The 22399-nt window shown below is 43.3% G+C and carries 20 protein-coding genes; 14 read left to right on the forward strand and 6 right to left on the reverse strand.

Translation table 11 applies throughout. The features are described from left to right. Positions 1 to 167: 167 nt before the first annotated feature. The 7 genes from aceA (at position 168) to HXY43_RS24060 (ending at position 7486) form a co-directional block, all read left to right on the forward strand. The gene (aceA, locus tag HXY43_RS24030) at positions 168 to 1640 is read left to right on the forward strand and encodes an isocitrate lyase (RefSeq protein ID WP_290888842.1); all 1473 of its coding nucleotides are present in this window, start codon (positions 168 to 170) and stop codon (positions 1638 to 1640) included. Positions 1641 to 1816: 176 nt separating this feature from the next. Further along, the gene (locus HXY43_RS24035) at positions 1817 to 2170 is read left to right on the forward strand and encodes a thylakoid-associated protein (RefSeq protein WP_290888845.1); all 354 of its coding nucleotides are present in this window, start codon (positions 1817 to 1819) and stop codon (positions 2168 to 2170) included. 259 nt (positions 2171 to 2429) lie between these two features. Continuing rightward, positions 2430 to 3620, forward strand: coding sequence for an acetyl-CoA acetyltransferase PhaA (gene phaA, locus HXY43_RS24040; RefSeq protein WP_290888848.1), 1191 nt, complete (start codon positions 2430 to 2432; stop codon positions 3618 to 3620). 13 nt (positions 3621 to 3633) lie between these two features. After that, positions 3634 to 4356, forward strand: a complete 723-nt coding sequence (gene phaB / locus HXY43_RS24045) for an acetoacetyl-CoA reductase PhaB (protein ID WP_290888851.1) — start codon at positions 3634 to 3636, stop codon at positions 4354 to 4356. 345 nt (positions 4357 to 4701) lie between these two features. Next, a complete protein-coding gene (gene phaE, locus HXY43_RS24050; RefSeq protein ID WP_290888853.1) occupies positions 4702 to 5742 on the forward strand; it encodes a class III poly(R)-hydroxyalkanoic acid synthase subunit PhaE in 1041 nt (346 codons plus the stop codon). Next, complete coding sequence (gene phaC, locus HXY43_RS24055) at positions 5729 to 6883, forward strand: class III poly(R)-hydroxyalkanoic acid synthase subunit PhaC (RefSeq protein WP_290888856.1); 1155 nt, start codon at positions 5729 to 5731, stop codon at positions 6881 to 6883. Before phaE ends, phaC begins: the two co-directional genes overlap by 14 nt. Positions 6884 to 7336: 453 nt before the next feature. After that, positions 7337 to 7486, forward strand: coding sequence for a hypothetical protein (locus tag HXY43_RS24060; protein ID WP_290888859.1), 150 nt, complete (start codon positions 7337 to 7339; stop codon positions 7484 to 7486). 120 nt (positions 7487 to 7606) lie between these two features. Here HXY43_RS24060 and HXY43_RS24065 read toward each other — a convergent pair whose 3' ends face one another. The 4 genes from HXY43_RS24065 to HXY43_RS24080 form a co-directional block, all read right to left on the reverse strand. Next, a complete protein-coding gene (locus HXY43_RS24065; protein ID WP_290888862.1) occupies positions 7607 to 8470 on the reverse strand; it encodes a class I SAM-dependent methyltransferase in 864 nt (287 codons plus the stop codon). Between the two features lie 59 nt (positions 8471 to 8529). Next, positions 8530 to 8880 (reverse strand): hypothetical protein, encoded by a 351-nt coding sequence (locus HXY43_RS24070; RefSeq protein WP_026732746.1) that lies wholly within the window; start codon positions 8878 to 8880, stop codon positions 8530 to 8532. A gap of 914 nt (positions 8881 to 9794) precedes the next feature. Continuing rightward, entirely contained in the window at positions 9795 to 11297 is a 1503-nt protein-coding gene (locus tag HXY43_RS24075; protein ID WP_290888866.1) for a hypothetical protein, read from the reverse strand. A gap of 1063 nt (positions 11298 to 12360) precedes the next feature. Beyond that, positions 12361 to 12627 carry a hypothetical protein gene (locus tag HXY43_RS24080; protein WP_290888869.1) on the reverse strand — a complete coding sequence of 89 codons (267 nt, stop codon included), beginning with the start codon at positions 12625 to 12627 and terminating at the stop codon, positions 12361 to 12363. 194 nt (positions 12628 to 12821) lie between these two features. On the opposite strand from HXY43_RS24080, the gene HXY43_RS24085 reads away from it, so the two are divergent. From HXY43_RS24085 to HXY43_RS24100, 4 genes are all read left to right on the forward strand, one after another. Continuing rightward, the gene (locus HXY43_RS24085) at positions 12822 to 14015 is read left to right on the forward strand and encodes a thiolase family protein (protein WP_290888872.1); all 1194 of its coding nucleotides are present in this window, start codon (positions 12822 to 12824) and stop codon (positions 14013 to 14015) included. 109 nt (positions 14016 to 14124) lie between these two features. Further along, on the forward strand, positions 14125 to 14847 hold the full coding sequence (gene phaB / locus HXY43_RS24090) for an acetoacetyl-CoA reductase PhaB (RefSeq protein WP_290888875.1): 723 nt from the start codon (positions 14125 to 14127) through the stop codon (positions 14845 to 14847). A 567-nt stretch (positions 14848 to 15414) separates the two neighbouring features. Further along, positions 15415 to 16089 (forward strand): GDSL-type esterase/lipase family protein, encoded by a 675-nt coding sequence (locus HXY43_RS24095; RefSeq protein ID WP_026732753.1) that lies wholly within the window; start codon positions 15415 to 15417, stop codon positions 16087 to 16089. A 117-nt stretch (positions 16090 to 16206) separates the two neighbouring features. Beyond that, positions 16207 to 17163: a patatin-like phospholipase family protein gene (locus HXY43_RS24100; protein WP_290888878.1), complete on the forward strand. Its 957-nt coding sequence runs from the start codon at positions 16207 to 16209 to the stop codon at positions 17161 to 17163. 215 nt (positions 17164 to 17378) lie between these two features. Here HXY43_RS24100 and HXY43_RS24105 read toward each other — a convergent pair whose 3' ends face one another. Further along, a complete protein-coding gene (locus tag HXY43_RS24105) occupies positions 17379 to 17603 on the reverse strand; it encodes a hypothetical protein (protein ID WP_290888881.1) in 225 nt (74 codons plus the stop codon). 303 nt (positions 17604 to 17906) lie between these two features. On the opposite strand from HXY43_RS24105, the gene HXY43_RS24110 reads away from it, so the two are divergent. Further along, complete coding sequence (locus HXY43_RS24110) at positions 17907 to 18989, forward strand: patatin-like phospholipase family protein (RefSeq protein WP_026732756.1); 1083 nt, start codon at positions 17907 to 17909, stop codon at positions 18987 to 18989. 307 nt (positions 18990 to 19296) lie between these two features. Beyond that, a complete protein-coding gene (locus tag HXY43_RS24115) occupies positions 19297 to 19821 on the forward strand; it encodes an MFS transporter (protein ID WP_290888886.1) in 525 nt (174 codons plus the stop codon). 133 nt (positions 19822 to 19954) lie between these two features. Here HXY43_RS24115 and minD read toward each other — a convergent pair whose 3' ends face one another. Further along, the gene (gene minD, locus HXY43_RS24120; protein ID WP_290888889.1) at positions 19955 to 20785 is read right to left on the reverse strand and encodes a septum site-determining protein MinD; all 831 of its coding nucleotides are present in this window, start codon (positions 20783 to 20785) and stop codon (positions 19955 to 19957) included. A gap of 408 nt (positions 20786 to 21193) precedes the next feature. Between minD and HXY43_RS24125 the strand changes: the two genes are divergently transcribed. After that, positions 21194 to 22396 (forward strand): AAA family ATPase, encoded by a 1203-nt coding sequence (locus HXY43_RS24125; RefSeq protein WP_290888893.1) that lies wholly within the window; start codon positions 21194 to 21196, stop codon positions 22394 to 22396. Positions 22397 to 22399 lie beyond the last annotated feature (3 nt).

Below are 22399 nucleotides of genomic sequence, written 5' to 3' on the forward strand. Positions count from 1 at the left end.
AGTCCAGCCCCCGTCTTGGCTTCTGCCGAGATGGGGGACTGGCGAACCCGGAGGGTGGTGAAAAAAGAATGATTGAAACACAAAGACACTAAGACACAAAGAGGAAAATAGTCTTCTCTTCCCTTTCCCCTTTCCCCTTTCTGAATGAATTGCAGGAGATTACCAGCATGAGTGAACATACTTTTGAAACCCTTGTTCCTAGTGCTCCTAAAGGTCGTTTTGACGGAATTCAACGTGCATATACCCCTGAAGATGTGGTTAAACTGCGTGGTTCAATCGACATCTGCTATACCCTTGCCGAAATGGGTGCAAACAGGCTTTGGGAACTGCTGCACAGCGAAGACTATATCAATGCGCTTGGTGCGGTGACGGGAAATCAAGCGATGCAGATGGTGCGTGCTGGTTTGAAGGCAATTTACCTATCTGGCTGGCAGGTTGCGGCGGATGCAAATCTGGCAGGAACTATGTATCCCGATCAAAGTCTGTATCCGTCGAATAGCGGGCCAGAATTATGCCGTCGCATTAACCGGACATTCCAACGATCTGACCAGATTCAGCATTTAGAAGGAAAAGACGATATCTACTGGTTTGCTCCGATTGTTGCCGATGCAGAAGCCGGGTTTGGCGGTCCCTTAAACAGCTTTGAAATTATGAAAGCCTACATCGAGGCTGGTGCGGCTGCCGTGCATTACGAAGATCAACTAGCTTCAGAGAAGAAATGCGGCCATTTAGGTGGCAAAGTGCTAATTCCAACAGCCGCCCACATTCGCAACCTAAATGCGGCAAGGCTAGCGGCTGATGTCATGGGTGTTCCGACGCTGATTGTCGCTCGTACGGATGCTGAGAGTGCCAAATTGATTACTAGCGATGTCGATGAGCGAGATTTACCTTTTATTACAGGGGAACGGACAGCAGAAGGATTCTATCGCTTAAGACCGGGCACAGGGCTGACACATTGCATTGCCCGTGGGTTAGCCTATGCACCTTATGCAGACTTGTTGTGGTGGGAAACCTCCAAACCGAATCTCAAAGAAGCTCGCCTATTTGCTGAAGCCATTCATCGAGAGTTTCCGGGTAAACTGCTGGCTTATAACTGTTCGCCTTCTTTTAACTGGAAAGCCAACCTAGATAATGCCACAATTGCCAATTTCCAGAAGGAACTGGGAGCGATGGGTTATAAATTCCTGTTTGTGACCTTGGCTGGATTCCACTCTCTGAATCATGGCATGTTTGACCTAGCTCGTAGCTATCGCCAGACCGGGATGACCGCTTATGCCGAATTGCAGGAAGCCGAGTTTGCGAGTGAGTCGGATGGATATAGTGCAGTGCGTCATCAACGCGAAGTTGGCACGGGATATTTTGATGCCGTTTCAGTTGCCATTTCCGGTGGACAATCATCGACAACGGCGCTGGCAGCCTCTACCGAGACGCAACAGTTTCAGTCTCCGACAGAATATCAAGGTTCTCATGTGAGTATTGACTATCAAAATCAGCAAGAAACTTTTCACGCAGAGTTTGTCAATGCAGTTTATCGGCAAGGGACAAAAGCATTTGAGGATTTTGCCAAAGAAGCCCACTACACTCGCATGAAGGAGGCTTATAAAGAAATAGAAGAATTTACCCGACTGGATGATGAATAAATCACAACCTTTCATATTTCCTGGCTGAGGAAATGGTGACATCAGAGCAGTTTCATTTGCTACTTTGTGTACTGTTGTGTTGCAGGCTGAAAATTTCTGTAAAGCAGATGAAATTGAACTGAGTCAGTCGGCATATACTATTAGTAGATAGGTATTTACTCTGATGGATGTGGTAAATGCCGCCCCACTTCCTCCCCAAACCAGCAAGAATGGGGTATCTAGCGGTTAAACGTCAAATGTATACCACCTATTTTGACGAGTACCAAAAGCAGTTCAACGAGTGGCAGAAACAGTTTAGCGACTGGCAGAAAAAGTTTTTTGACACTTTGCTGGAAAGTTTGCCAAATGTACAAGGAGAGGTCAATCCCTCAGAAGCCTTTGATCAATCCCTTGATTTCCAAGCAGAAATAGTCAAATCCTTCCTAGAAGCCCAAGAAAAAAACAACCGAATGATGCTAGACGCTCAAAAGAAATTCTGGGAAGACTATTTTGAAAGGATGCGGAAAAAGCCAGCTGCTGCCAGTAGTTAGGATTGTAGTCAGTCTTTGAGCGCTTCTTGACAAGAGTATATCTACCCCTCAAGGGCGATCGCTCTTGAGGGACTCTTCCAAAACTCAACGGGAATCTATGAGCCGGGTGCAGCATACAATGATGTTTACCCTTTGAGCAAGAGCAGAAAAATATACCTGTACCGAGTTCCCTAAAAAGCATTGTTCTCAAACTCGCTTCAGGTAAAAATTAAATCTGCTTAATACTTAAACAAAAAATTAGGAGTGAGTAAAAATATTTATGCACGACGTGTACATTGTTTCAGCAGTACGCACGCCCCTCGGTCGCTTTGGAGGCGTACTGGCAGATTTTTCACCAATTGATTTGGGTGCCCACGTGATGCGATCTGCCTTAGATCGGGCTGGTGTGCCACCAGAAGCATTAGACCTGTATATTATGGGCAACGTACTCAGGGCAGGACACGGACAGTTATTGCCCCGCCAAGCCGCTCTTAAGGCCAGGATTCCGGAAGCGGTGAATGGATACGCGGTTGATATGGTTTGTTCCTCAGGTATGATCGGTCTGATTAATGCCAACCTAGCGATCCGGTGTGGCGAAGCAGACATCGTTCTAGCTGGGGGGATGGAATCGATGTCCCAGACTGGCTTTTTCCTCTCCCACAGAGCCAGATGGGGTTACAAATTTCTCTTAGGCGCACCAGAGCAGTTAACAGATTTATTACTCCAGGATGGGTTGATGGATACAACCACAGAGGAAGGTATGGGAGAGCAAACGGAGCGGATCGCCGAACACTATGGATTTAGTCGCAAGGACTTGGATGAGATCGCACTCTATTCCCATCAGCGAGCTGCTGCTGCAACGGAGCGGGGGAGCTTTAAAAACGAAATTGCCCCGATGGAAGTCACTAGCAAAAAAGGTACGCAGATAGTAGATAGCGATGAGGGAATTCGTTCGGATACGACGCTGGAAACTCTGGCAAAACTACGCCCTGCCTTTAAAAAAGATGGGGTTCTCACAGCAGGGAACAGCAGTCAGATTAGTGATGGAGCAGCAGCCCTGATTTTAGCCAGCCAATCAGCGGTAGACAAGTATGGATTGAAGCCCATTGCTAAGGTACTAGGGGGAAGTTGGGAAGGTGGTGAAACTTGGCGCTTTGTGGAAATGCCAATTGGAGCAAGCAAGAAGTTGTTAGACAAACTCAACCTGAAGATTTCTGACTTTGACCTGTTTGAGAATAACGAGGCTTTCGCGGTTAGCTCCTTACTATTCCATCGCATGCTGGAGATTCCGCTTGACAAATTGAACGTCAATGGAGGATCGATCGCCCTAGGACATCCCATTGGTGCTTCTGGAGCAAGGATTGTGGTTACGTTGATTAACGCCTTGCAAGAGCGGGATCTCAGCCTCGGCATGGCAGCGCTTTGTCATGGAACAGGAGGCGGCACAGCGATCGCCATCGAACGAGTGTAAAGGAGAATTGATAATGGTATCATTAGGACTGGAAAATAAAGTTATTGTTGTCACCGGCGGTAATCAAGGAATTGGAGCTGCGATCGTAGCCTTACTCCAAGAATTGGGTGCAAAGGTCGCCTACACCGACATCAAGCTCGCCGAAGGCAAAAGTGGAGCCTTAGCGATCCAAGCTGACGTAACCGACTTAGCCTCTATGGAAGCTGCCGCTGCCCAAATTGAAGAGAAATTGGGGCCCGTTTACGGGATAGTTGCCAATGCCGGAATTACTCGCGATAACTTTTTTACCAAATTGACCCCAGAAGACTGGGATGCAGTCATCAACGTCAACTTAAAAGGTGTAAATCACACCATTCAACCCTTTATTTCTGGCATGTACGAGCGGGGAGAAGGTTCAGTTGTCTGTATTAGTTCGATTTCAGGAGAGCGGGGCAATGTTGGTCAAGTGAATTACGCTGCCACCAAAGCTGCTGTGATTGGTCTAGTCAAAGCTCTTGCCAGAGAAACTGCTCGCTATGGCGTGCGGGTAAATGCCGTAGCACCGGGCTTCATCGATACGGAAATGACTAGGGTAATCCCAGATAAAGTCAAAGAAAAGATTATTGCGGAAATTCCTTTCCGTCGCTTTGGCAAACCGGAAGAAATTGCCTGGGCGGTAGCATTTCTCCTATCACCTGTTGCCAGCAGCTATATTACGGGTGAAGTGCTGCGAGTCAATGGTGCTCATCACACCTAGTACTCGACCACCACAAAGTATGCTGTGTTTGTAGTAAGCGGCTCCTCTGCGAGAACGCTACGCATACAGCCCTTAAAGTAGCTATTAAAGTAGGGCTAGAGCCGCCCACTACGAACTTCGTATCACAAGCGCAAAGTTGGTGTGGTTGACACTAGCTTTTAATTACTTGTCAGCTAGTCAGTCATTTACTTCTTCGATCTTGTACTAATGTAAAGGCAGAGAATTTTTTTTGTGAAGTTATGAACCCTGTGAAAGGGGAGCAAAGGGGATTTAACTAGTGTATTGTTGAGGTGTTGCTTTCCCCAACCTCCCTTAACACCAGGTTCCTATTAGGAGGAACGACAAATGGAAAAAGAAACGAATTCCTGGAGTGGCATGGCGGATCAACTCATAAAAACTTGGACGGAGGTAGGTACTCAGGCGTGGAAAAGCTGGTTTGATCTGATGGGATTGGCGACTCGCAATCCGATCGCAGATACCAAACCAGGAATGGAGTCTATTAATCAACGGTTTGTAGAAAATCAGGAACTGCTGCTCCGCTTATTCAGACTATCATTTAATACTTGGCAAGATATCTTTCCAAAAATTGAATCTGGAGAAGACTGGCAATATTCCCTAAAGAACTACACGGAGCAACTACGCAGTCAAGTTGACGACTTTTCTAAGGGAACCCTCAAAGTCAATCAAAATGCAGCAGAGTTATGGCAGCTCTATATCAAAGAGATGCAAAAGTTTAGCCAACTGTGGGCAAATGCTATGGGGGCATCTATGGGGCCGCTGAGTCAGGCAGCAGTTACCCGCACTAGCCAACCCTGGATTGAGCTAAACAACCTCTACTGGAACTTAGTGTATGAGGAGACCTTTGGTAGTTTGATGCAGATTCCCCTGCTGGGACCTACCCGTGAATTTAACAATAAATTACTGGGAGCATTTGATACCTGGACAAAACTCTATCGAGCAAGTATTGACTATCAGATTTTGCTGGCTGATATCCAAGCGCAATCCTTTGAAGAACTGATGCGAGAACTGATCTCGCTCGCGGAAAAAGGCGAAAAGGTCAAAGACTGGCGGCAGTTTCAGGAACTCTGGGGGCGCACTGCCGATGATGTGTTTGAGAAGGCATTTTGTACCGAAGAAAACCTCAAGGTTCGGGGCAGGTTCTTGAATGCCCTCAATAGCTACAGACTCGATCAGCAAGAGCTTATGGAAGTGTGGATGAAAACGATGAATATGCCCCTACGCAGCGAAGTGGACGAAGTTCACAAGAGTATCTACGAGCTACGCAAAGAGGTTAAGAACCTAAAAAAAACCTTAGCCAAATACGAAGCTCAAGCGCAAGCAAACCCGTCAACTCCAGAAAAGCCGCCAACAGATGAACAGCAGTAGCCAAGAACTTGATTCAACAGTTGCAGGGAGGAAACACAAAGCCATGCTGCCGTTTCTAATGCAAATGCGTCTTGAGGACGCAAGCGATGAGTATACAGAACTAACCAAAAAGGTATTCAAAGGTATTGAAAATTTGAGCCGCCTGCGGGAAGAAGACATTGAAATTGGTTCTACCCCTAGAGAGGTGGTCTATCGCGAGGACAAGTTGATCCTCTACCGATTTCAGCCAATGGTAGAGGAGCGATTGAACATTCCTGTTCTCATCGTCTATGCCCTGGTGAATCGTCCCTTCATGGTTGATTTACAAGAAGATCGATCGCTTGTTGCTAATTTACTCAAACTGGGTTTGGATATTTACCTGATTGATTGGGGCTATCCCACCCGCGCTGACCGTTGGCTGACCTTAGATGACTACATTAACGGCTATATCAATAACTGTGTTGATTTCATCAGGACAAAGCATGGTTTAGACAAGATTAATCTGCTAGGAATTTGTCAGGGCGGAACATTCAGCCTCTGCTACAGTGCCATCTATCCAGAAAAGGTCAAGAACCTGATTGTAATGGTTGCCCCAGTAGATTTTCAAATCCCGGATGCGCTCCTGTATATGCGCGGGGGCTGTACCGTGGGAGCGGAGGCTTTAGACATTGATCTGATGGTAAATTCTTTAGGCAATATTCCCGGCGATTTTCTCAATTTCGAGTTTTTAATGCTCAAGCCTCGGCAGTTGGGAATTCAAAAATATCTAGACTTTCCAGAGATCATGCACAGCGAGGACAAGCTACTGAACTTTCTACGTATGGAGAAATGGATCTTTGACAGTCCGGATCAGGCAGGGGAAGCCTACCGACAGTTCCTCAAGGATTTCTATCAGGCAAATAAACTCATTAAGGGTGAGGTGATGATTGGAGACAAGCAGGTCAATTTAGGTAATGTTTGTATGCCTATACTGAATCTTTATGCCGAAAAAGATCACTTGGTACCGCCTAAGTCTTCTATAGCCTTGGAGAAGTATGTTGGTACAAATGATTACACAGTACTTTCTTTCCCTGTGGGACATATCGGTATGTATGTCAGCGGTAAAGTGCAGCGGGATTTGCCACCTGTAATTGCAAATTGGTTGTACGCACGTCCTGATTAAGAAGAACACAGAACTCAGAATATCACCACAAATAAATTAGGGAGATTTTGACCGCTTTCCCAAACACTGGGCAAAACTGTTATATCAAGTTTGTTTGATTACTTATAATTCCTGTCTGACTTAACCTGCCAAAAGCACCCTTCCTTTTGCAAAGGGAGGGGTATTTTTTTGTAGGTATAATACCGTTTGCAAAGGGGAGACCCATGTGTGCATTCTTTTTTCAAAGCGGGCCTCGTTATGAATTGGGCATTGGGCATTGGATTTCTTCCCCATGCTCGATGCCCAATGCCCCAAGATGACATACCAAGACGGTTCCGGGTGGGCAAACAAGGGGATGGGCACCCATAGCCATCTTTCTGTGATGAAAAGAGGGATTGACCCTGCGACTGATGTATGCACACTTGCACTGACGTACTTATTGAATAGAAGCTGAATACTCACAGCGCTTTTCAAATGATTAGACCACAAATCGTAGGGTGGAGAGAAATCCGCCTACAGGATTTCCTGCCGTTAGGTGTAAAGCCGTCAGCGCCACCGCCCTACTATGAACGTTGGATTAGCGTTACTGGCTTCACAAAGCTTATACTTCTGGAGTTACGTTGAAAGTGCGATCGCGAGATCGGTCGAGTCGAACGCCCTGGACTCTTTAGCGCCGAGTTGACCCAATTTCTTGATAAGATTGCTTGTTAAAGCTGACGACAAGCGACCTAAAAAAAGCCACCTTCAGCCAGCTACTTGGCGATCGCAATCTTTTTGCGTTCGTCCATAATTGTTATTCACAGGATTCAACCTTGTCTCTAGAATCAGGCAAAAATTCCGCAGAAGCGATCCCCAAAACGGCAGCCACCAGTATAGCCAAGGAATCAAGCTCCAGCGTTCTGGATAGCAGTTCAACAGGGGGAAAACCTTCACCACAGATAATCCCAACGCCGCTACATCCCTTTCATCCTCGACAAACCACTTCATTGGCGCTCCAAAATGGGCGGCTTTGTTCGCGTTAAACTGTTTAAAAACTATTCCCCCCACATCCAAAGCCAATGTTGCGCCTGCAAACCGTTCCCGTAGGCGCTGCACTAACTGCTTAACTTCCGATTCCTCAAAATAGTAAAGCAACCCCTCCGCAATAAACAAAATACCTTCAGACGGAATAGCTGGGATTTCATCCATCCAAGCCCAATCCAGCACTGAAGTTGCCAAAAATCGATGCTCGCTCGTTTGGGTATCAAGAGTAAGGCGGGTGTCAATGACTTCCGGCACGTCTAACTCAATCCACTCAGTTTTTCCCTTGCCCACGCGATAATAACGGGAAGACAAACCTGCTCCCAGTTCTACGACTAGGGAGTTGGGGTAAGTGGCAATGTGGTGTGCTGCGATATCGTCCAATAGCTTTGTCCGCACACTAATGCAGATTTGGTATCTCCAGTCATACCAATTTTCCAAGTCAGCACCCCACGGCAGAGATTGGAACCAATCCTGCGCCTGGGGATCTCGAAATAGGGCATCTGCACGAGCGTGTTCCTCGGCTCTGGCTCGCAGGGGAATTAGCAACGTGCGTGAGACTCCAGTAAATTGCTTGCTGCTTGTCATTTGTTAATTTCTCTTGGCAGCCTTCAGAAGCGATCGCTTCTGAAGGCTATTTTTAAAGCTTACCAACTACTTGTTGTTGTGCTTGGTGTCTCCTCTGCTGTCTTCTGCGTCATTTGGAAATAGTTATCCCAAAATTGCTTTTGGGTTTCCATTGCCAACTGCACTGCCAGCTGTTGGGTTTGGAGCGCAGAATTCACCAGTTCTCGTTGAAAATTGAGAGTTTTCTGGAAAGTATCAGATAAATTTACCTGAATCATTCCAGTGGGAAGGTTGTCAATCCAGGTGTAAACAAGCTTCTTCTGTGATTCGCTCAACTGCTTTTGGGACTCATCCCAAACTTCAGCGAGCTTTTTCTGCGATTCACTAAACTGTCTGCGGGAATCTGTAAAAAAAGTAGTAGTAGTATCCATTGAAGTTTTACCGCTTATTTCTCCACCCTTTTATAGGTGAAGAGGAAGTGGGGCGGGACAATATACCACTTCCTAATAAATCAAGGTTTATTTAGTAAATTATTATAATCTGTAAATTGAATATTTAATCACAGATAAATCATCAAAGTATCACCTGTTTAATATTTTGCTAAAAACTTTTCTAAAAAATGTTAAGTAGCAAAAATTATTAAATTGCCAATATTTACTAGCATTTACATTCATAAATGTCATTAGTTTTACCATAGCTATTGTAGTAGTGATTGAAAACGTAAGAGTAAACTGTTGGTTTTTAAACGTTGCACACCAGATTTGCTAATCAAAAGTATCACTAAACACGGTTCATAGTCAGTGCCTATTACAAGCCAAGAAGATTTAGAAGTGAGGAGTGAAAACTAGTAAGTTGATCAACATAATTAAACGCAAAATATCTTGTATTTTATACGGGCGGGCTTCCGACCCACCCCCGTTTTTAGTTTATTGATTTTCAGGTTATTCGCTGCTCCGATTCCAAACTGAATTATTAACCTAAGCAAGCAATGTTTTAATTTGTTTTTAATCTTTTGTTAACATATTTCTCCCAGTATTTTACTTAGCTAAAAATTTAATCATTTCATGATTTTTTATGATAAATACTAATATTTATTTTACAGATATTTATTTTACAGAGAATCAAAGATTCTGATTGATGAAGATTCACGAAATCGGTGATAAAAATCTATTCGGCATTGGGATTATAGCAAACGTCCCGAAAAGCAAATTTATCCTCAGGAGCGATGCTATTGAAGGCTTTTTTAGACCTAATATTAATTCTCCTTATTTTTGCAACATACCAGAATTCGCCTTTTAAAAGCGGGATTGTAAATAGTATGCATTTAGAGAAATGGTATGACTAACTAAACTTTTGGGTTTGGTGTCTCCTCTGCTGTCTTCTGCATCAGTTGGAAATAATTATCCCAAAATTGCCTTTGGGTTTCCGTCCCCAATTTGCTTGCCAACTGTTGAGCTTTGAAGGTAGCATTCACTAGCTCTCGTTGAAAATCTAGGGTTTTCTGAAAAGTTTCAGAAAAATTGACCTGAATCATTCTAGTGGGAAAGTTGTCAATCCAGGTGTAAACAAGCTTTTTCTGCGACTCGCTCAACTGCTTTTGGGACTCATCCCAGATGTCAGCAAGTTTTTTCTGCGGCTTTTGCAGCTGGTGCTGGAATTCTTGGTAGACTTTAGCCTTGAGTGGTTTATGGATGAACTCGTACCAGCATTTACTTGCCCGTGAATCAAAGTCATTCTGTGGGCAGCGCATAAATAGATGCAGGCACTTGGCAGATTTACCAGGCGATAACTGCCAGGAGAAACGCCTGTCATTCACATCATGAGGATACGTAACCGAGTCCACATGAACATCTGTTGCAAATCCGTATCCAGCATAAGGTTCCTCTTTGGAACCCACGGCGAACCAATCCGGTACACTAGGATTCTGATAGATTTGTGGCTGCTGGCTCATGTCCATGTAGGCATAGTAGCGAACCGCAAATTCGAGGTTGATCGCCTCTGTGCTAGCATGGGTTCCGCCCTCTTCTCCCTTGGGCTTTCCTTTGACGAACAGTTCCTCGATCAAGTAGTCTGCATCAGCGTACAGGCTAATTACACGATACAGTTGGCACTTTAGATGACGTTCTTTGCCTGTATTGGGTTCTAAATCACTATAGTCGAATGGTTCTGAGGCAATAGTAATGCTGGCTCGCACTGGGCCACTGGAGTGGGATACAAGCCGGTAGGAGCGATCGTACAAACTAACCTGATAGGAAGGCGATTCTGAATAAGGAATTTCCATCAGCTGAAGTTGATCTAACTGCATACAGCGCTTTTCCGGGTCTTGATTTATCCACTCACCCATCGCTGCTTTGAACTGATCAAGGATCTCCTGATGGTCAAGCTGTACGCTGGTAGCTGAACCTGCAAACCAATTTCGCCCGTCATTCTCTGGTGCAGGAACCAGATTAAACCAGACTATCAGTCGGCTATTTACTAATCTGACTCCACGTTCTTGCCCATCCGACCCATAGACTACTTCCAGGGATGGCTTGCCCAATTCGTCGTGAGGAATGGGCTTGCCACGGTCGATCTTCACCAAAGCCGAGGTAGTCGAGTAATCTTGCGAGCCAGGTGGAATCGCTTCAGCAAGAGAAAAGATTAGGGTATCGCGAGATGGATCTTCTGGATCGATCCGGTCAATCTGCGCCAATAGTGGCGTTCCAGAGGAATCGCTCGCATCCTTTAATACAAGTTCTTCTGGTGGGATCTGGAACTGCTGATAGACCGGTTGCCAAGGCATAGTGACATGACCGCCTCGCCAGTAATTTGAAGGGTTGAAAACAGCTAGTAGGTTAGAGGATGGCATTAGATACCTCCAGAAATTCTCAAAGGTTTGCTATGACTGGGCTTGGGAAAATTTGTTAGATTCTTCAGTCTCAGCTAGGACAACAACACCATCATCATCAGGAAAGAAGTAGAAACTAGAAACCCTTCCCTCGCAATGGGGGAAAGGGTTGGGAAATAGGAGTGGTAGTAGCGCCCCACTTTAAGTTCGTAGCCTGTGTCGCATGGCAGTAGTTCATAAACTCTCACGAATGAATGTCCGGATACTAGAAGCCGCTGTCAATGCTATGATTTGATAATGATTGGGATGCTTGAGAGTTTACAGTCCAATTGCTAACTGGATGTTATATTAACTGCTCCTACTGTATTGATCCCCTAGAGCCTTTTTATCTGTCTTAGGGATGAGTATCTTAGAGATGATTGCACTCAGCGATCGCGCTCTCAAGAATTATGGAATTGCTAAACCACAAGCAGAGGAGTTTTCTGTGCGATCGTTTATGATTTTATTCCCTTAGATAGAAGATAAAACTAATTGATTTAGATACGGATCGCAGTACGTAATCCCTAAATAATTATTCTCTACCCTTAGATAGAAGATAAAACTAATTTATTAGCTCAAGATTTTTCTGAAGGTAGATAAAAATCCAGTCATGTTGGATAGAGTAAATAGCTGTTTAGTAAGTAGGTAGGGTTATTTCATTCTTCCTCAATTCGCCAGAAACTTAAGTTTCTGGCTTATAGCTTAAGTCTGTTAAAACTGACTAAAAATCTTAGTTTCAGTCCGTTTTAACGGATTTTGGCTGTTAGCCCAAAAATTGATTTTCAGGCGACCGTGAATAAAATGAAATAGCCTTGATTTAGTAAGTATTTGTTTGTTTGACAAATAGAGCGCAGATCAAATTTTATTTTGTAATTAAAAAAGCCCCCAATAAAATTGTTAAGGGGCTTGTCAATACTCAGAGTTTTGTGAATCAGGAAGTTATTTCATAATCTGTAATTCCTTGACAGTCATACTCTAAAAAACATGAGAATCTACATGGATGTCGTGAAACAAAAGCAACTCTACTACAACTCAGTACTTTTGTTTACCACCAGCTACGTAACATCTTAAAATAGCCCTCCAAAAATTGCTTCTGAATGTCTACAGATATACGGGTTAACTGAACCTGCAATTCTAGAGAATTGCTTGCCAAATTCTCCTGGAAATCCAAAGCTTTATTGAGATTATCACGATAATTTGACACGCCGAAGCTTTGCGTACTCGGAAATGTAGACATCCAAGTCTCGAAAGTTGCTCTTTGCAAATCACTTACTTGCCTAAAATACTGTTCAAAGGTATTGAAAGCGTCCATTTTTCTACTCCTTTTGCCTATAGTTTCATACATAATTATGCTAAAAAATCCCATACTTAATTATTGAATTAAATAATCTCATTAAGTAATCATTCCACTAATTTCTAATGTATATAAAAATTATTTTTAATGTATAAAGATAAAGGAGGGGGAAAGACAAACAAATTCCATCAGATTTGCACAGGAGCAAGATAATGCAACAAGCCTATATTGTCTCAGCAGCACGCACGCCATTCGGTCGCTTCGGAGGAGTCCTTGCAGATTTTTCTCCAGTAGATTTAGGTGCAATATCTATGCGTGCCGCGCTAGAACGATCTGGAATATCTGGGGAATTTATAGACCTGTACATCTTTGGCAACGTACTCCGTTCTGGTCATGGACAGCTATTGCCCCGTCAAGCAGCTTTCAAGGCTGGTATTCCAGAGACAGCAAACGGATATGCTGTGGATATGGTGTGTTCGTCAGGAATGATGAGCGTGATGAGCGCCACTACTGCTATTGCTTCTGGTGAAGCCGACATCGTACTTGCTGGTGGGATGGAATCAATGTCCCAGAGTGGGTTATTGCTATCGCACCGAGTCAGATGGGGATGCAAATTACTGCTGAATTCGCCAGAGCAAATCGTCGATGTCTTGCTCTGTGATGGTATTTCCGATCCCACCACATCTGAAAAGATGGGAGAGCAAGCTGAAAGACTGGCAGAAGCTTACAAAGTTACACGCAATGAATTGGATGAAGTAGCTTTCTATTCTCAGCAACGAGCGGCAAGTGCTACTCAGCAAGGCTTCTTGCAGAAGGAGATTGCACCAATTGAAGTCAAGAGCAAGAAAGGTGTGCAATTAGTGGAAAAAGATGAAGGAATTCGTTTAGATACCACTTTGGAGAAGCTTGCCGAACTCAAGCCTGCTTTCAAAGCGGATGGGGTGTTGACTGCTGGTAATAGCAGTCAGATATCGGACGGAGCAGCAGCTCTGGTCTTGGCAAGTGAAAGAGCAGTGGAAGAACACGGACTGAAGCCTGTTGCCCGCATCATCGGGGGAACGTGGGCTGGTGGGGAAACGTGGCGATTCCCGGAAGTTCCCATCCATGCAGTGAAAAAGCTTCTGGATAAGTTGAAAATGAAAATTACTGATTTTGACTTATTCGAGAACAACGAGGCTTTTGCGCTGAGCAATGTTTTATTTAACCGAATCTTAGGTGTTCCTCACGAAAAGCTTAATGTCTATGGAGGTGCGATCGCTCTGGGGCATCCCATCGGGGCTTCTGGAGCGCGAATTATCGTGACACTGCTCAATGCTTTGCAAGAAAAAAATGGGCAATTAGGATTGGCAGCAGTTTGTCATGGGACTGGTGGCGGTACGGCGATCGCGATCGAGCGATTGAAGTAAAGAGCAGCTAGAACAAAGACAGACAAAGGAGAAAATCCTTTTTTCCCTTATCTTTCTTTCTTCCTAATACTGCTCTTGATTTTGTAATACACAATATCTACCTTAACATATGAAATATTTGGGACTAGAAGACAAAGTTGTCTTAGTTACTGGTGGCAATCGAGGTATTGGAGCGGCGATTGTCAATCTATTAGAGGAGTTGGGAACTCAGGTAGCTTACACCTATCGTAGCGATCCCAATATTCAGAGTGGTGCTTTGGCAATTCCAGCCGATGTGACCGACTCCGCAGCGATGGCAGCAGTAGCAGCAACAGTGGAAGAGAAACTAGGGCCTATTTACGGGGTTGTCGCCAACGCTGGAATTACCCGAGATAACTTTTTTCCCAAATTGACGGTAGATGACTGGGATGCGGTAATAGAAACTAACTTAAAGGGTATGTACAACACGCTGATCCCCGTCATTCCCAAGATGTACGAGCGACGAGAAGGTTCGGTTGTCTGTGTCAGTTCGATTTCGGGTGAGCGAGGAAACATCGGTCAGACAAACTACGCAGCATCTAAGGCAGGTGCTATTGGTCTGACCAAATCTTTAGCTTTAGAGGGGGCACGGTACGGAGTGCGAGCCAATGCTGTGGCACCGGGATTTATCGAGACTGAGATGACTAGGGCGATCCCAGATAAAGTCAAAGAAAAGATTACCGCAGAGATTCCTTTCCGTCGCTTCGGTAAACCTGAAGAAGTTGCTTGGGCAGTCGCATTTTTGCTTTCACCAATAGCCAGTAGCTACGTTACTGGCACTGTTCTCCAAGTTAACGGTGCTCATAATACTTAGGTGAAAAAGTTTGCCTGAATACGTTGGTTGAAGAGCAGCAAATCAATCTGGGTGGTTTAATCACCTCTACTTCCCAACGTTAAGCTGTCGCATGCATAACTTGCATATTCTCAGCGGGCTGTCCGGCCTGCACCACAACAATTTTATTTAATTCAGCTATGCAAGTTAGAAGATTTTTAACTTACCACACCCAGATGGGATCAAGCATCATCTCTAACAAATTGCGGTAGCTCTAAAGATATCGCAGATATCACCATACATACAGCAGGATGATTTCTGGTTAGAAATAACACCCTGTCGAAATACTTTATCCAGGGCAGGGCAATATCTAATATCATGTCCGTCAAATTACCCATAATCAAAAGTTTGTAATGCAATACAGTTCAGTTAAGGTTTTGATCCCCCCTGTCTCCAAAGATTGAATTCTACTAACTGAACCGTATTGGTTTGTAATGGGGACTTTAATCCCCAAGATCAGGACTAAAGTCCCTACTACGAACATTTTTTTAGGTTGATTAGCCGGACACGATATAAATGGCAATTTCTTTTTCTCTTCAGAAGCGAAAGATGAATACTTTATTTCCAGTTTCTCAACAAGCTCGCTTAGCTCTGAGGGTGATTGCTCTTGGTGATAGCCTTATTTATGGGTTTGGCGATCCAGTCGGTGGTGGTTGGGTAGAGCAACTGCGACGTCGGTGGATGTATTCCGACCATCCTGGTCATGCTCTTTACAATTTGGGCATTCGAGGAGATGGAGTGGCTCAGGTGTCCCAGCGATTAGAGCAAGAAGTTCGCCAACGGGGCGAACTGCGAAATAATTTTCCAGACTTGATCATTCTTTCTGTGGGAGTCAATGACTCAGCTCGTTTAGGACGGCGAAATGGACGCCAATTTACTGAATTTGAGCAGTTTCAAACACAGCTAGCCAACTTGTTAGACAGAGCACAGCGGCTGTGTAATGTTCTGTTTGTGGGCATGGTGCCAGTAGATGAAAGCAAGATGCCCTTCCTGAACTGTTTTTATTTCAATCATGCCGACCAGTACCGCTATAAGGAAGCAACTAAGCTAGCTTGTGCAGCACGTCGGATTCCTTATCTGGATGTTTTTGACCTGTGGTTGGGAAGAGGTGAAAATTGGGTGCGATCGCATCTTTCCTCTGATGGTCTTCATCCCAATTTCCAGGGCTACCAAGCCTTGCTGCAAGATGTGCTGAATTGGGAACCGATCGCGCAACTAGGATAAAAGCCATTTTCGTTGCCTAACGATACTTTACTTTTGTCTAGATGCTGAGGCGTTGCCTCGATTGTAGCGGGATCGCCTGTTCTGGGTTGCAAAAATATTTGGGGAGAGGGTGAAAAAATGGGACAGAACACAAGAAATCGACGAGTGGCGATCGCCTGTCAAGGGGGTGGCACTCATACCGCTTTTACCGCCGGAGTCTTGAAAAGAATTCTGCAACAACCAGAACCACAGTTTGACATAGTGGCTTTGAGCGGGACTTCTGGCGGTGCGATCTCTGCTCTGTTGACTTGGTACGGTCTATTATTGGGTAGCAAAGATATAGCAGTTGAATTATTGGATTCTTTTTGGCGAGATAATTCTGCGACTTCGTTGTGGGATATTTATCTCAACAACAATCTTGTCTGGTTATCGCGCTTGAACAGTATTTTTCCTCTGCCTGAAATTAGCCCCTATACCTATCCTGATTGGGGGCAGCAGCGCCTGAAACAACTGTTAGAAAAACACGTTAAATTTGAAAAAATCAAAGAATTGGTCAACGGATCAAGCCCTCTGTTCCTGGTGGAAGCAGTCAATGTTCTGAGCGGCCAATTTACAATTTTTAGGAATGCTGAAGTTACTGTAGAGGCAATTCTAGCTTCAGCTGCGATCCCAACTTTGTTTAGATCGGTACGAATTGGGCAGGGGTTATTTTGGGATGGGCTGTTTTCGCAAAATCCTCCCATACGAGAACTTCCAGATGTCAAACCTGATGAAATCTGGATCGTTCAGATTAACCCGTCAACCAGCAAGAATGAGCCAAAATCAATAGAAGCGATACGCGATCGGCGTGATGAACTCTCCGGCAATCTTTCCCTGGAGCAAGAAATCTATTTCATAGAAAAAATTAATGAACTACTGAAAAACGATCTCCTTGCAAATGGCAAATACCAGCATATTGAGGTGAAGCGCATTAGGATGCTTTGGGATTTGGATTACTCATCCAAGATAGATCGCAATCCTGGTTTTATCCAAGAACTGATCGCTTATGGTGAAACAGAGGCTGAAGCATTTTTGAGAAATGGGTCAAACAAGTAAAAAGTAAAAAGATAAAAGTAAAAAGAAATCTCCATAGATCAATCTAGGGGCTTGAAGCAAGGAAATCTTTATCTTTCTCCATCAATAAATTCACTCTCTTGTATCCTTTTGAGCTTAAGACAAAAAGAAATATTCTTCTTTTACCTTTTTACTTTTGACTTTTAACTTCAAAGAACGAATCTTGCAAAAATTTTACTTTAGATTCAGGTACTTTTTTAAGTAGCGATCGGACGGCTATTTAAGTACTCTAATAGTAGCAACGAATACTTCAGCTTAACTGTCTTATTTTTATTAACTGAGTAAAAATTCTGCTTAACTGGCTTATCTGCCATTGAACAACGCAAAAATTGATGAAATGCTGATAAATACTTACCTAAATACAAAGTGAGTCTTAATTGAAATAGACGCAAAGACCCTGTGACGTGGAGAGGGGTTTTCATTCATGTTGGCGATTCTGCCATGATGACTGTCTTGAAAATAGGGGAAAGGGATTGGGGATCGCGGAAGAGATTTTCATACCCTCGTTGTGGGTGAAAAGCCTGTGGGGGTCTGACTTGTAAACAAGGAGATAAACAATGGCTAATCTAACCGTTTGGAAATTCAACACCGCTGATGGTGCAGAACATGCTCTAAATGGTTAGCGATCGCACATTTAGAAATTCACACTGTGGTGTAGGTGGTTGCGATCGCCTACCAAGCATTAGCTAAATGAGGATGTGACAGGTAGAGGAATAGTGATTTTCATGAAAACCAAAATTGCGATCGCTTGTCAGGGAGGAGGTAGCCAAGCTGCTTTTGCGGCTGGCGTGTTTAAAGCCCTTTTTGAGAACAACATTCGAGACAAATTTGAGATTGTTAGTTTAAGCGGAACTTCAGGAGGTGCCATCTGTGCGGCTTTGATCTGGTACGCTCTGAAAAAAGGCGAGAATCCAGTTGAGCAGCGATTAATAGATTTCTGGAAGGATAATACGGCTCAAACTTATCAAGAGCGTGTGTTTAACGACTTTGCGATTACAAACCTAAGACTTGTCAGTAAGGGAATACTGCCACATTTCAATATCAGTCCTTCATCCTCACTATTTAAGTACTGGATGTCTTTTACAACCCAGGGTTTGCGGAGTCGATTTATCAATTTTCAGGAATTGCTAGAAACTCACATCAATTTCCAGGAATTAGCCTCTTGGGGAGCACAACCAGACCCTCCTATTCTTGTGTTAGGTGCGTGTAACATTCTCACCGGAAAATTGTGGAAGTTTAACTCATTTTACCAACCTATTAAACTCGAACATATCCTAGCTTCCTGTACGATTCCCAATCTTTTTCCAGCCGTTGAAATTGGCAAAGACGCTTATTGGGATGGCTTATATTCCGACAATCCACCTACAGATGAATTAATAAATCCCAACTCTGTTGGTGTTGCGAATATTCCCCAGGAAATCTGGGTAATTAAACTGAATCCGACACGCAGAAATACGATTCCGGTGGAAGTGGATGATATTTTAGATCGACGCAATGAACTGGAAGGAAATATTTCTTTATTTCAAAACCTAAGACGTATCGAGATACTCAACAATCTATTGTTAAGGGGAGCATTTAAAGATGAGTTTCTAGAAGAGTTCTATATTAAAGAACCCATCAAAATTCCTAGATCTTTTGTAGAACTAGAAGACAAACCTTACTATATTCCCTTTATCGAAATGTCCGATGACTTGCAAAACAGCCTTGACTATGAGACTAAACTCGATCGCAATCCCGAACACATCAAACAGCTCATCCAAGATGGCGAACAACAAGGAAAAAAGTTTTTAGAATCAAGATTGATCTAAAAATAGCTATCGTACGATGTCATTGGCAGCGTCATAATTTTACTGTTAACCCAATGGAAAAATAGGGCATCAGCAATGCTACTCAAATAATCCCTTCTGAATCATATGCATTGTTTAATAAACAATCAGTGTTTTTAAATTGAATTTGTTATACATTAACTTACGTTATTTCCTAATTAGCGATCGCACTGTCTTTTAATGTGGGCGAGGTATATAGTTAAACCATCTCTGGAACTTCAAATCACCTCGAAAATTTCTGATTCCACAGATTAGGATATTCATTAACATATCAGCAGAGATAAATCCCATGAGACAGGAGCAGCAATCATTTCTTGAGAAGTGGTCTTCTCCAGCGAGTCTGTGCTTGACTCAATTTTTAGTGGCATATAACGTCAGCGTTGTTCCTGCCATCATGCCGCGTATTGTGCGAGATCTGGATTCGAGTGTGGGTTCTATTCAAGGGGCGTTGGTGCTGCTACCTCTAGTTAAAGCCTCCTTTGCCCCTACCTGTGAAAATCTGATCAAGCGATTTAGTCGCAAATCAGTCTTCATGGCAGGCTTGGGGCTATTTACTATCGGTGCGATCGCTACCTCTGTTAGTTCCAATATGGGATTTTTTTTGGAACGAGTTATTCAAACTTATAGCCGCGAAGAGCGAAAAGAATTTATTAACAATTTGCCTACAGTAATTCAACCCTATCTCGATCCAATTCTCAATACATCTGCGGTGGAAGCGATGCGAACTGCGGTATTGCTCGGTCTTGTGTTTAGTCTGGCTTGCTTATTTTTGGCATTCTTTCTACCCAAGCAATCCTCAAGGAGAACTGATTGACACTCCCCTGCCTGAGTAAGTTTTGCTTCGCTCACTTACTCCCAAAGGCAGGGGATTCTTGGCTCAACGTCAAGCTTCGGCATGAGGAAGAAGAAGCATCCAAATCTCCACTGAAAGATGGGAATAGGGAAGTTTAGAAATAGGGATATAGATTCACAAAATCATTAATTGGGTAAATTGAGGGATTTGAATCTAAAATGTTGTCTTTAGGTGAGTCAAACTCAAGGCATTCGTTGGCAGTTTTCCCTTCCAGGTTACAAGCAATCCGATCAAAAGCAATGGCCGCTGCCGAATTATTTTCCACTAATACTAAAGGTTCGCCACGATTAGTAGAAACAATAACGCGCTCATCTTCAGGAATCGCACCGAGTAACCCAATTGCTAAAACTTCTTGAACATCTTCTACTGACATCATATTAAAATCCCGTACCATCCCAGGTCTGATACGGTTAATGATTAACTGAATAGGCTCAATACCTTTGGCATCTATCAACCTGATTACACGATCGGCATCACGTACTGAGGAAATTTCTGGTGTGGTGACAACTATCGCTTCAGTGGCAGCAGCGATCGCATTCTGAAATCCCATGTCAATACCAGCTGGGCTATCTACTAGTACGTATTGATACTTTTGTGCCAAATCGTTTAGCAGTGATTTTATTTGCTCTGGATTTACTGATTCTTTGGTACGTTTTTGTGATGCTGGTAGAAGTACTAAACCTGGTTGTCGCTTATCTTTCACCAAAGCTTGTTCTAAACGGCACTCTCCAGCTAGAACATCAGACAGTGTGTAGACTATGCGTTTTTCTAGTCCTAGCAGCAAATCCAAATTTCTCAATTCTAAATCAGCATCAACTAATGCTACCTGATAACCCATGTTGGCTAAAGCCATGCCCAGATTCGCTGTAACTGTGGTTTTACCCACGCCGCCTTTGCCGGAGGTAATAACTATAATGCGAGTCATGATAGAAATGTGCTCGATTTAGGGACATAGGGCTAGCACCCCTAATTTCTCTCTACGAAGAACTACACAACCAACCGGAGTGATGTTACCGATCTGTAAAACTCTGTAAAAAAAGCTAAAAGCTATATCTAAAGAAATCGGAGACTTGACACAGTTGTTACTTTTGTATTATGTTGTGTTACACAAAATTATTGATACAAATCCTCTCCCTTGTCTTCCTTGTCTTCCCGATCGCCAGATGTATCAGACTGATAGTGAAATGGTATAACTCACTCCTAGAGTTCCTTTCAATTGACGGACGCTTTGCTGTGGCGACTTGCACGCAAGTGGTTGATAGTACTGGAAAAATCTATTATAAATGCGTACATCTGCCGAGCTTAACTCCATTAACGCTGCACTATAGAAAATATGGAATTTGACTATTTTAGATACAACGAAGGCTCTCCTGCAAATAACAATCGTCAAGGTTTACTTGCCAGTGGTTGGCGTCCTTTTCATCGGGATTTTGACTGGGAGTTTTTATGGCAGTTGATGTGCAACGATACGCGGGAGTTAACCCAGAAAAGTTTTAATTTAGCAAGTAGCATAGCAGAAACTTTGGGACGCAATAATTATGCTTGGTGGGCAAATTTATTGAATATTGCCTCGGAAAATACGCGCTATGAAGTTGAAAAATTTTGGAATTACATCACACCAGATCCACTTACACCTGATTATCGTTACAAAGATGTTTTAAGTACCGATACACCTATAGTTCAGTTTGTCAGTCGTAGCAGCATTCCTATTGATTATGTTCTCAACCGTCTGCAAGAAATTACTGTCATGCGAGTTTTACAATTATTGGGATGTCCTGATATTATTACCCAATACTATTTAGAACGAGATTTTTATTTTCCGGTTGATAAATTTGTGAGTTGGGAACGCTTAGATGTTGTCAACACTGTCTATGCTTACTGGTCTAAAGATGATATCTGGTTGCAAATTGATCCCTTTGAAAGAGGTAGAAGACATTATACTTTAATGGCAAAAAGTCTATCTCCATTAATTAACAAAGCGACTTATGATTTAGCAATCATGCTGAGTGGATATCAAAGCCGCGTTGGTAAGGTTCACAGCCTATTTTCTATTCGGAGTTTTCCGACAGATATACAAAGCTTTACTGATGTAGTGCAGCAGGCGGTTCTCAATCAACATCAATTAGCGATTTTGGTACATGGCAAACCAGGAACTGGTAAAACAGCATGGACACAAGCAGTAGCAAAAGAAATTCTTGTGCCACTTGGATATGTGATTTTTATTTTGGATCATGATGCGATCGCCAATTTTGTACCGCCTACATATCTAGAACGCATTTGTATTATTATTAACGAGGCAGATAACTTAGCACAAGACCGTGCTAGTGAAGTAGCACAATACAATAATAAAACCGAACACATTTTGGGTTTGCTAGATGGAACGTTGTACCAGAGTGTGATTGATGACTCTGGTATTCACATGCAGCAGCGATTGGTTGTGTTAATGACTTGCAACACCACAGAAAGATTAGATCCAGCAATGTTACGCAAGGGTAGGATTGATTTAATATATGAATTTACTCATTTATTTGTGTAAATA

This window comes from Fischerella sp. (assembly GCF_013388695.1).
Lineage (GTDB): Bacteria > Cyanobacteriota > Cyanobacteriia > Cyanobacteriales > Nostocaceae > PCC9605.

What these genes read in the sequence shown, in the direction of transcription:
- aceA (WP_290888842.1), top strand. Translation starts at nt 168, where the DNA reads ATGAGTGAACATACTTTTGAAACCCTTGTTCCTAGTGCTCCTAAAGGT.
- HXY43_RS24125 (WP_290888893.1), top strand. Translation starts at nt 21,194, where the DNA reads ATGGAATTTGACTATTTTAGATACAACGAAGGCTCTCCTGCAAATAAC.
- HXY43_RS24105 (WP_290888881.1), bottom strand. Translation starts at nt 17,603, where the DNA reads ATGAAAACCCCTCTCCACGTCACAGGGTCTTTGCGTCTATTTCAATTA.
- HXY43_RS24115 (WP_290888886.1), top strand. Translation starts at nt 19,297, where the DNA reads ATGAGACAGGAGCAGCAATCATTTCTTGAGAAGTGGTCTTCTCCAGCG.
- HXY43_RS24095 (WP_026732753.1), top strand. Translation starts at nt 15,415, where the DNA reads ATGAATACTTTATTTCCAGTTTCTCAACAAGCTCGCTTAGCTCTGAGG.
- HXY43_RS24065 (WP_290888862.1), bottom strand. Translation starts at nt 8,470, where the DNA reads ATGACAAGCAGCAAGCAATTTACTGGAGTCTCACGCACGTTGCTAATT.
- HXY43_RS24075 (WP_290888866.1), bottom strand. Translation starts at nt 11,297, where the DNA reads ATGCCATCCTCTAACCTACTAGCTGTTTTCAACCCTTCAAATTACTGG.
- HXY43_RS24070 (WP_026732746.1), bottom strand. Translation starts at nt 8,880, where the DNA reads ATGGATACTACTACTACTTTTTTTACAGATTCCCGCAGACAGTTTAGT.
- phaA (WP_290888848.1), top strand. Translation starts at nt 2,430, where the DNA reads ATGCACGACGTGTACATTGTTTCAGCAGTACGCACGCCCCTCGGTCGC.
- HXY43_RS24060 (WP_290888859.1), top strand. Translation starts at nt 7,337, where the DNA reads ATGATTAGACCACAAATCGTAGGGTGGAGAGAAATCCGCCTACAGGAT.
- minD (WP_290888889.1), bottom strand. Translation starts at nt 20,785, where the DNA reads ATGACTCGCATTATAGTTATTACCTCCGGCAAAGGCGGCGTGGGTAAA.
- phaB (WP_290888875.1), top strand. Translation starts at nt 14,125, where the DNA reads ATGAAATATTTGGGACTAGAAGACAAAGTTGTCTTAGTTACTGGTGGC.
- HXY43_RS24110 (WP_026732756.1), top strand. Translation starts at nt 17,907, where the DNA reads ATGAAAACCAAAATTGCGATCGCTTGTCAGGGAGGAGGTAGCCAAGCT.
- phaE (WP_290888853.1), top strand. Translation starts at nt 4,702, where the DNA reads ATGGAAAAAGAAACGAATTCCTGGAGTGGCATGGCGGATCAACTCATA.
- HXY43_RS24080 (WP_290888869.1), bottom strand. Translation starts at nt 12,627, where the DNA reads ATGGACGCTTTCAATACCTTTGAACAGTATTTTAGGCAAGTAAGTGAT.
- phaC (WP_290888856.1), top strand. Translation starts at nt 5,729, where the DNA reads ATGAACAGCAGTAGCCAAGAACTTGATTCAACAGTTGCAGGGAGGAAA.
- HXY43_RS24085 (WP_290888872.1), top strand. Translation starts at nt 12,822, where the DNA reads ATGCAACAAGCCTATATTGTCTCAGCAGCACGCACGCCATTCGGTCGC.
- HXY43_RS24100 (WP_290888878.1), top strand. Translation starts at nt 16,207, where the DNA reads ATGGGACAGAACACAAGAAATCGACGAGTGGCGATCGCCTGTCAAGGG.
- phaB (WP_290888851.1), top strand. Translation starts at nt 3,634, where the DNA reads ATGGTATCATTAGGACTGGAAAATAAAGTTATTGTTGTCACCGGCGGT.
- HXY43_RS24035 (WP_290888845.1), top strand. Translation starts at nt 1,817, where the DNA reads ATGCCGCCCCACTTCCTCCCCAAACCAGCAAGAATGGGGTATCTAGCG.